5 protein-coding genes and 1 rRNA gene are annotated in these 7,420 nt (G+C 60.9%); 1 reads left to right on the top strand and 5 read right to left on the bottom strand.

Annotated elements, in window-relative coordinates:
• Positions 1–60: 60 nt before the first annotated feature.
• Positions 61–576, bottom strand: coding sequence for an OmpA family protein (locus tag IE083_RS14910; protein ID WP_189354827.1), 516 nt, complete (start codon positions 574–576; stop codon positions 61–63).
• Positions 577–912: 336 nt separating this feature from the next.
• Here IE083_RS14910 and serS point away from each other — a divergent pair, with 336 nt between their 5' ends.
• Positions 913–2,199, top strand: a complete 1,287-nt coding sequence (gene serS, locus IE083_RS14905) for a serine--tRNA ligase (protein WP_189354826.1) — start codon at positions 913–915, stop codon at positions 2,197–2,199.
• Positions 2,200–2,299: 100 nt separating this feature from the next.
• Here the strand turns inward: serS and IE083_RS14900 are convergent, their stop codons facing one another.
• The 4 genes from IE083_RS14900 to rrf form a co-directional block, all read right to left on the bottom strand.
• Entirely contained in the window at positions 2,300–4,792 is a 2,493-nt protein-coding gene (locus IE083_RS14900; RefSeq protein ID WP_189354825.1) for an EAL domain-containing protein, read from the bottom strand.
• A gap of 173 nt (positions 4,793–4,965) precedes the next feature.
• On the bottom strand, positions 4,966–5,832 hold the full coding sequence (locus tag IE083_RS14895; RefSeq protein WP_189354824.1) for a pirin family protein: 867 nt from the start codon (positions 5,830–5,832) through the stop codon (positions 4,966–4,968).
• 84 nt (positions 5,833–5,916) lie between these two features.
• The gene (locus IE083_RS14890; protein WP_189354823.1) at positions 5,917–6,765 is read right to left on the bottom strand and encodes a pirin family protein; all 849 of its coding nucleotides are present in this window, start codon (positions 6,763–6,765) and stop codon (positions 5,917–5,919) included.
• A 430-nt stretch (positions 6,766–7,195) separates the two neighbouring features.
• Positions 7,196–7,308, bottom strand: a 5S ribosomal RNA gene (gene rrf / locus IE083_RS14885).
• Positions 7,309–7,420: the final 112 nt, after the last annotated feature.

The following is a 7,420-nucleotide window of genomic DNA, read 5'->3' as shown; positions in this document are numbered from 1 at the left end:
TCCGGACAATTTGGCAGTTTCCCGCCAATGGTCCGTTTACACAAAATTCTGCACACCCTCTTACTTGAATAGGTCCTTACCGAAGCTGACCACGCTGTCGATCATGCCCTTGAACGGGTCCTGCCCCAGGTTTTCCTGCCGCTCACCAAGGATGATGATGTCGGTACGGCGGTTCATCTGGCGGCCGGCTTCGGTCGCGTTGTCCGCCAGCGGCCGGCTCATGCCGTAGCCCAGCACCTTGATGCGCGTCTTGGACACGCCACGATCGACCAGCGCCTTCATCACCGACAGGGCGCGTAGCTCGGACAGATCCTGGTTGAAGTCGCGGCCACCAACACTGTCGGTATGGCCCTCGATCAAAACATTGCTCTTGGTACGCGAGGTCAGCAGGCCGGCCATCTGGTCAAGGAACGGCCGCGCCGAAGCCTTCACTTCGTACTGGCCGGAATCGAACAGGATGGAATCGGAAGAGCGGATTTCGACCCCCCGCTTGGTCTGGCTGACAGACACCCCCTGATTCGCTTTCGGCAGCGCGCAACCGGTCAGCACCACCGCGGCCGCAAGGCACAAGGCCATAACATGAGCTCTGGACACGTTTTCCCCCTGACATTCAAAATCAATGATTAATATCCGTTACAAGTATTACATAACGTTTGCATGTTACTTTAATCTTTCCGGCATAAGCACTACGCCATGGCGCTGCAATCCACGCCGTTAGCGGCGGTGCGGCCACTTTTTCGACCACCGGCCGCACGCTGCCGGCACGGCAAAACGGGACAACAGCCCCCTGCTGCCGGTAAACTTGCGGGGAAACTTTGTGCCGGCGGGCGCAACTGCGGCCGCGAGCAAGGCCCGCCCGTGCCGTGTTGCCGGCCACACCCTACCCGAGACAGAAATACAGGACTGAAAACAATGCTGGATATTCAACTGCTGCGCAGCAATATCGATGAAGTGGCGGCCCGTCTGGCCAGCCGTGGCTACACCCTGGAAACCGACGCCTTCAATACGCTGGAGGCGGAACGCAAGTCCCTGCAAACCCGGATGCAGGAACTGCAATCGCAGCGCAACAGCAGCTCGAAACAGATCGGCATCGCCAAGAAGAACAGCGAGGACGTGTCCGCCATCATGGCGCAGGTCGCGTCGCTGGGTGACGAGCTGAAGGCCGCCGAAGAAGCCTTCACCGCAGTGCAGAACCGCATCGACAACTGGCTGCTGACCATCCCCAACCTGCCGCACGAATCGGTGCCGGCCGGCGCCGACGAGAGCGGCAACGTGGAAGCCCGCCGCTGGGGCACGCCGCGCGAGTTCGACTTTGAAGTCAAGGATCACGTCGATGTCGGCAGCCCGCTGGGCCTCGATTTCGAAACCGGCGCCAAGCTGTCCGGCGCCCGCTTTACCGTGCTGCGCGGCCAGATCGCGCAGCTGCACCGCGCGCTGGCGCAGTTCATGCTGAACACCCACACCGACAAGCACGGCTACAGCGAGACCTACACCCCGTACATCGTCAACAGCGACGTGCTGTACGGCACCGGCCAGCTACCGAAATTCGCCGAGGACATGTTCCGCGTCGAGCGCGGCGGCGAGGCGGCCGCCCAGGCACAGTACCTGATCTCCACCTCGGAAATCACCATGACCAATATGGTGCGCGAGTCGGTGCTGAAGCACGACGAGCTGCCACTGAAGTTCACCGCCCACTCGCCGTGCTTCCGCTCCGAAGCCGGCGCCTACGGTCGCGACACCCGCGGCCTGATCCGCCAGCACCAGTTCGACAAGGTGGAGATGGTGCAGATCGCGCATCCGGATCATTCCTTTGCCGCGCTGGAAGAAATGGTCGGCCACGCCGAGGTGATCCTGCAGGCACTGGAGCTGCCGTACCGCGTGGTGACGCTGTGCAGCGGCGACATGGGTTTCGGCTCGCACAAGACCTACGACCTGGAAGTGTGGCTGCCGGCGCAGAACACCTACCGCGAGATCAGCTCCTGCTCGAACATGGGCGACTTCCAGGCGCGACGCATGATGGCGCGCTTCAAGGACGCCGACGGCAAGAACCGCTACGTGCACACCCTCAACGGTTCCGGTCTGGCGGTGGGCCGCACGCTGGTGGCGGTACTGGAGAACTACCAGAACGCCGACGGTTCGGTCACCATCCCGGCGGTACTGCGTCCGTACATGGGCGGCAAGGACAAGATCGGCGGCTGATCCCGCGCCAAGGTTGGCCGCAAGCGTTGCGGCCAACCTTGCAGCAAAAAGCCGACGCAATGCGTCGGCTTTTTGCCCCCCTGGCGGCGACCGGGGACGGTCAACACAGCAGGTAGCGGAAATCGGCAGCGGTCTGCGGCTTGCCGAACAGATAGCCCTGCGCCTGATGGCAACCCTGCTCGATCAGGAACGCACGGTGGGCCGGCGTTTCCACCCCCTCGGCCACAACCGACAATCCCAGGCTGCGGCCCAGCGAGATCACCGCCGAGGCGATGGCAGCATCGTCCTTGTCACGATCCAGATCCTTGATGAAGGAACGGTCAATCTTCAGCACCTGCACCGGCAGGCGCTTGAGATAGGCCAGCGAGGAATAGCCGGTGCCGAAATCGTCGATCGCCAGCGTAATGCCCATCGCACGCAGCCCCTCCAGCGCCTTCATCACCTCGCCGTCGCTGTCCATCGCCGTACTTTCGGTGATTTCCAGCTCCAGCTGCGACGGTGGCAATCCGGTCTGCTGCAGCACCTGCGCCACCGTTCCCACGATATTGCCGAACTTGATCTGGCGTGCCGACAGGTTGACCGCCACCCGGCCGCCAAAACCGCACTGCTCGGCCCACAGCCTGGTCTGGCGACAGGCCTCCTGTAGCACCCAGGCGCCGATCGGTACGATCAGCGCGCACTCCTCGGCCACCGGAATGAACTCCATAGGCGGTATGAAACCCATCTCCGGATGCTGCCAGCGGATCAACGCCTCCATGCCTACCAAGGTGCCGCTGGCAAGATCGACTTTCGGCTGGTACCAAACCTGAAACTCGTCCCTGGCCAATGCCCGATGCAGGCTGTATTCCAGCTTCAGCCGTGCCATGGCACTGGCATTCATATCTGCGGTGTAGAACTGGAAAGTATTCTTGCCACGATTCTTGGCCCGGTACATCGCGGCATCGGCATTGACCAGCAGACTGTCGGCAGTGCCGCCATCATCGGGGAATACCGCAATGCCGAGGCTGGCGGAAACAAACACCTTGCTGTTACCGCCCAGCACCAGCTCACCGGTAATGCTGGCCAGCATGTCCTGCGCCATGCCGGCAAGCGTGCTCAGGCCGCCGGTATTGGGCAACAGGATGGTAAATTCATCGCCGGCCAGGCGCGCCACGGTACTGTTACCCGGCGCCTTTTCCTGTAACCGCTGCGAGATTTTCACCAGCAGCTCGTCGCCGGCCTGGTGCCCGAGCGTATCGTTGATCAGCTTGAAACGGTCCAGATCAATGAACATCAGTGCAAACCGCTGCTGCTGCTCATGCGCCTGCTCCACCGCCACCTGCAGTTTTTCCGCAAACAGGGTACGATTCGGCAGCCCGGTCAGCGCATCGTGATTCGCCAGAAAATGCAGCCGCTCTTCTGCCTGCTTGCGCTGGGTAATATCGGCAAATACCGCAATATAATGCCGGGTTACCCCCAACTCGTCCTCAATGGCAGTAATGGTCAGATGTTCGGTATAAAGCAGGCCGTTCTTGCGCCGATTGACCACTTCACCCTGCCAGAAGCCGTCAGTCCCCAGCTGCCGCCACATATGCTCGTAGAAGTCCGCCGACTGGCGCCCAGATTTGAGCAAGGCCGGAGTATGGCCGATTGCTTCATCACGCGTATAACCGGTGATGCGGGAAAACGCAGGATTGACCGACTGGATCAGCCCCTTGCCATCGGTGATGACGATGCCCTCCATCGTCGACTCGAATACCTTGTCCGCCATCAACAGGCTCTGCCGCGAGCGCAGCAACGCCTCATCGCGCTCTTGCAGCGCATGGCGCAGTTCGGCAAGGAACTCCTGCTCAATGGTGGCAAGGATGTCGGACATGCCGATGATGGTCAGCAGCCGGCCATCCTCACCAGTAACGCCGAGATGGCGCAATTGGTGCTCCAACAGCACCTTGCGCGCAGCAAGCAGCGGCATCTGTGATGGCACGGTACGCAGTGGGTGGCTGGCAAGATCGGCCACCACCAGACCTGTGCGGGGCCGCACCAAGTGCTGCAACATGTCGCGCTGGGTGAGGATGCCCCAGCTACCATCCGCGTAGGCCACGGCCAGTGCCTCGGCCTTCCGTTCACGCATCAGCCGGGTGGCAGCACCGATATCTGCCGAGGCATCGATGGTGGCCAGCGGCACATGCACCATCGCATCCAGCCGCTTCAGGCGCAGAAAAAACTCGGCTTCCTGATTAATGACAATATCGGTAGTCGACACCACCCCTATCACGCGGTCATTGCCAGGCTCGGTGACTACCAGATGGCGCATGCGCTGCTGGTGCAGCAGCGCAGTGACCTCCTGAATGGAAGCATTGGCCGCAATGGTGCGCACCGGCGACGACATCACCGCTGCCACTAGCGTGGCGGCAACATCCGACTGCTGCAGATCCAGCCGAACCGCATCGCTCTCGGTCCACACCCCGACCGGCCGGCCATCCTCGCCCATCACGATGATGGCGCCACAGTGCTCGCGACACATGGCGAACGCCGCCTCGCTCACCGTAGCAGAGGGCGGACAGCTCAGCACCTGGCGTGACAGGATGGATTCAACAGCCCGTGAAAACGACATGTAATCGGCTCCTGACATTTGTCAGACAATGCAGTAATTATTTATACTCAACATCGCCATTTGATAAAGATTGATAGGAAACAATCCTAACACAGGCAGGGTCATTCCCTTGCGAGAAATTCACTTATCATTGACAAACATCAGAAAAACCACTTACTGCGATGTACCTCTACTCAGCCGGGTAACGGGATGGACTCACTCTCGCCCGGCACCATGACAAAACGGCCCGCCTGCCAGTCAGCCCGCGCCGCCGCCAGCAGTGCCCTGTTACTGGCGACAAAGTTCCAATCCAGGTAGCGCGGTCCATCCAGCGGAGCACCTCCAAAAATCACCCCCTGTACGCAAGCACTGGCGCGCAACTTGCGCGCACTGTCGGACAATATTACCAACTCACCCGCACGAACAATTTCACCATCAACCAGTACTTCGCCCTCGATCAGATACAGCGCGCGCTCGGCCACGTCCTGCGGCAGCGGCAGCACGCCACCACCCTGCAACTGCCAGGCGGCGTACAGCGTCGGAGCAAAAGTCTTTACAGGAGAAACCATGCCGAAGGCCGCGCCGATCAGCAGCTGCACGCTGCCGCGTTCGAAGTCGCGCTGCGGCAGCACCTGCGCCGGATAGTGGTAGAACGCCGGTGTACAGCGCTCCTGCGCCTGTGGCAGTGCCAGCCACATCTGCAACCCTTCCACCGCCACATTGGCGGCACGGATGTCGGCCGGAACACGCTCGGAATGGACGATGCCGCACCCCCCGGCCACCATCAGGTTGATGGCGCCCGGCTCGATGCGCTGCACCGTACCCAGGCTGTCGCGGTGCATCATCGCACCTTGGCTGAGATAGGTAACGGTGGCAAGGCCGATGTGCGGATGCGGGCGCACGTCGCCAGCGGTGCCGGCGGCGACGAAATACGCCGGCCCCATGTGATCGAGAAACACGAACGGTCCGACACTGCGCATACCGCGCACCGGCAACAGGCGTCGCACGACAAAGCCGATGTCCTGCTGGCGCGGTTCAATACGCTGGCTGATGGCACTCATGGGGAAATCTCCGCGTCAATCGAATGGAAAAAGCTTGCGAATGAAAAGGTTGGCCGCAACGCCTGCGGCCAACCTTGTGCTACTTCACGCCAGACGGCCCTGCTGGTAGTCGGCAAACGCCTGCTCCAGCTCGGCGCGCGTGTTCATCACGAACGGGCCGTACTGGGCGATCGGCTCGCGCAGCGGCTGCCCGGACAACACCAGTACGCTGGCACCGTTGTCGCTGTGCAGGCGCACGCCGTCGCCGTTGTTGCCGAGTATCGCCATGCGCTGCTGCGGCACGCTGACGCCCTCGATGCTGACGCTGCCGTGGTAGACGTAGACAAAGGCGTTGTGGCCGGCGGCGATGTCGATGTCGCGCGTGCCGCCCGCCGGCAGTTGCAGGTCGAGATACAGCGGCTCGGTGTCCGGCTGCCGGATCGCCCCCGCCTGCGCGCGGTACTGGCCGGCGATCACCTTCACCGCCACGCCGTCCGCCTCCTGCAGCAGCGGAATCTCTGCCGCAGGGATGTCGCGATAGGCGGCAGGGATCATCTTGCGCGCCGCCGGCAGGTTGATCCACAGCTGGAAGCCATGCATCAGCCCGTCTTCCTGCTCCGGCATCTCGGAATGGATTATGCCGCGGCCGGCAGTCATCCACTGCACCCCGCCCGGCCCGAGCAGACCTTCATTGTTGCCGCTGTCACGGTGGCGCATACACCCGGCCAGCATATAGGTCACCGTCTCGAAACCACGATGCGGATGCGGAGGGAAGCCGGCAATGTAGTCGCCCGGGTTATCGGAGCGAAATTCATCCAGCATCAGAAACGGATCCAGCCGCCGCTGCAGATTCTGCGTCAGCACGCGCGTCAGCCTGACACCGGCACCATCCGAAGTCGGCATGCCGCTGACTTGCTGCTCAACAGTTCGCGATTGCCATTGCGAGTTGGTCATGAAGCGACTCCTGATTTACGATCAACCAAGACACTATACAAACCCTGATTCCAATAGAAAAACACAAAATTCTGTAATTTATATTCAGAAAAACTGAGCAGCGATTTCTGAGTAGTACCGGAATAGGGACTGCCGGTAAGCAAGGCACGCCCAATCAAGCAGGCGGCAGGGTTACCCCCTACCTCAATTTGAGGGTGTCCAGAATTTTGTGTAAACGGGTGTTCAGTTAAAGGCCATCCATGCGGTCTTCGAACTGGATGGCAAAGCGAGTCAGTGCGGCTTTCCAATCCTGAATGGGCATGGTCCATTTCCGGGGGATGTTTCGCAGAGCGAGATAGAAGTGAACCGCCCCGGTTTTCGCGGAGGCTATTTTGTGTGAGTCAGGCTGGTACGGCCTGCTCACCCTGCGGNCTGGGCTTCATTAAGGGGCGTCTGGCAGTGTCCTACTTTCACACCCGAACGGGCACTATCATCGGCGCTAAGGCGTTTCACGGTCCTGTTCGGTATGGGAAGGCGTGGGACCACCTCGCTATGGCCACCAGACATAAACTGTCTCAAATCAAAGAAGCCTACACTGAGTCGTATTGCTCAGCACGGTAGAAGATTTCGTATTCCGTATCGCGTTTCCGCTTCGCTCCGCCTCTCGGCAAAGCCA

The sequence above is a fragment of the Vogesella fluminis genome, assembly GCF_014652335.1.
GTDB lineage: Bacteria > Pseudomonadota > Gammaproteobacteria > Burkholderiales > Chromobacteriaceae > Vogesella > Vogesella fluminis.
The sequence above is the reverse complement of the archived record's forward strand: the minus strand, read 5'-3'. Positions and strand labels throughout refer to the sequence as shown.